Source organism: Streptomyces sp. ICN903 (assembly GCF_022015835.1).
In the GTDB taxonomy this organism is placed as follows: domain Bacteria; phylum Actinomycetota; class Actinomycetes; order Streptomycetales; family Streptomycetaceae; genus Streptomyces; species Streptomyces fenghuangensis.
In genome coordinates, this window is sequence record NZ_JAKMAY010000535.1 from 1 (window position 1) to 1,762 (window position 1,762).

Annotated in this window: 1 protein-coding gene; it reads right to left on the bottom strand. The window is 80.9% G+C overall.

Going from position 1 to position 1,762, the window contains the following annotated elements; translation table 11 throughout:
• Positions 1-151 precede the first annotated feature (151 nt).
• Positions 152-1,762: primosome assembly protein PriA (locus tag L7D48_RS28580; RefSeq protein WP_237883972.1), on the bottom strand; the 1,611-nt coding region annotated here is incomplete at its 5' end.

The following is a 1,762-nucleotide window of genomic DNA, read 5'->3' on the forward strand; positions in this document are numbered from 1 at the left end:
CCCCTCCCCCCGCAACGGCTGAATCAGGCCGTCTCCCGCTCCGCCCGGCGCCCGGCCCCTCCCCCTCGGCCCGGCGCCGGGCGGTCCCGCGTTCCGGGCGGTTCCGCGTTCCGAACGGTCCCGCATTCCGGACGGCACCGCGTCCGGGCGGTCAGCCGATGTCCTCCGGATCGACACGGACGCGTACGGGCTCGCTCCCGCGGCGGGCGAGCCGGGCCGCGCGGGCGGTCCTGAGCGCGGCGGCGAGCGCCGCGCCGCTGCCCGGCGGCACCCTCACCAGGGCCCTCTCCCACCGCTCGCCCGGCGGCGGGTCACCGGGGCGCCGGGGACGGCCCGTGTCGGGCACCGGCAGCGGCACCGGTCCCAGGACCTCGGCGTCGGGCGGCAGTTCGGCCGCGGCCAGCAGTTCGGCGACGGCTTCGGGCGGTCCGGTCACCGCGGCCATCCGGGACACCGGCGGGAAACCCAGCTCGGCCCGCTCGGCCAGCTCGCGCCGGGCGTGTCCGGCCGGATCCCAGCGCACCAGTGCCTGGACGGGCCGCAGCGAGGGTTCGGCCATCACCACCACCGTGCCGCCCTCGCCGTGGGGGCGCACCAGTGCGGCGGCGTCCAGCCAGCGGCGCAGCGCCTCCTCCCCCGCCCGCAGGTCGGGGCGGGACAGCAGTGCCCAGCCGTCCAGCAGCAGGGCCGCCGCGTAGCCGGGCCCCTCGGCGACCGGCTCCGCGCCGGGGGTGCTGACCACCAGGGCGGGCCGGTCGGGCACGGAGTCCAGGACGTGGTCGCGGCCGGAGGTGCGGACGGGCACGGCCGGGAAGGCCCGGCCCAGTTCCTCGGCGGTGCGCCGGGCTCCGAAGACCCGCCCCCGCAGGCGGGTGCCGCCGCACTCCGCGCACGCCCAGCCGGGCGCGTCGCGGCCGCACCAGCCGCAGTGGGGCGGGGCGTCGCCCGCGGCGGCCTCCAGGGGGCCCGAGCAGTGGGCGCAGCGGGCCGGCTCGCGGCAGCGGTCGCAGGCCAGCCGGGGTACGTAGCCGCGCCGCGGCACCTGCACCAGTACCGGGCCGCGCCGCAGGGCCTCGCGCACGGTGCTCCAGGCGAGGGTGGGCAGCCGGGCGGCGCGCGCGGCCGGGTCGCGCGCCTCGTCGCCGTCGCCGACGGTGCGGACCAGGGGGGCGCTCGCCCGCACCGCGTCGCGGTCGGCGGCCAGCGGGCGGGCCCAGCCGGTCTCGACGAGCTGGGCGGCCTCCACGGTGCTGCCGTGCGCGCCCAGCAGGAAGCCGCAGCTCTCCCGGGCGGAGCGCAGCAGCAGCACCTCGCGGGCGTGCGGCATCGGTTCGCGGGGGTCGCGGTGGCTGGAGTCCCCGTCGTCCCAGATCGCGACCAGCCCCAGGTCGTGCACGGGCGCGAACATCGCGGCGCGGGTGCCCACGACGCAGCGCACCTGCCCGCGGTTGACGGCCAGCCAGCGGCGGTAGCGGGCCTCGGCTCCGGCGTCGGCGGTGAGCAGGACGTGCCGGCCGGCGCCGACCAGGGCGGTGAGGGCGGCGTCCACCCGGGCCGCGGCCCGCCCGTCGGGCAGTACGGCGAGTGCGCCGCGGCCGGAGGCCAGGGCGGCGGCCAGTGCCCGGGCCAGTTCGTCGGGCCAGTGCGGGCCCGGCAGCGCCGTCCACACCGCGCGCGGGGACTCGCCCCCGGCCAGTGCCCGCAGATAGCCGGGCCCGGCCGGGTAGCGGGCCCAGGAGGACGCCTCGGGCGGCGGGGGCGG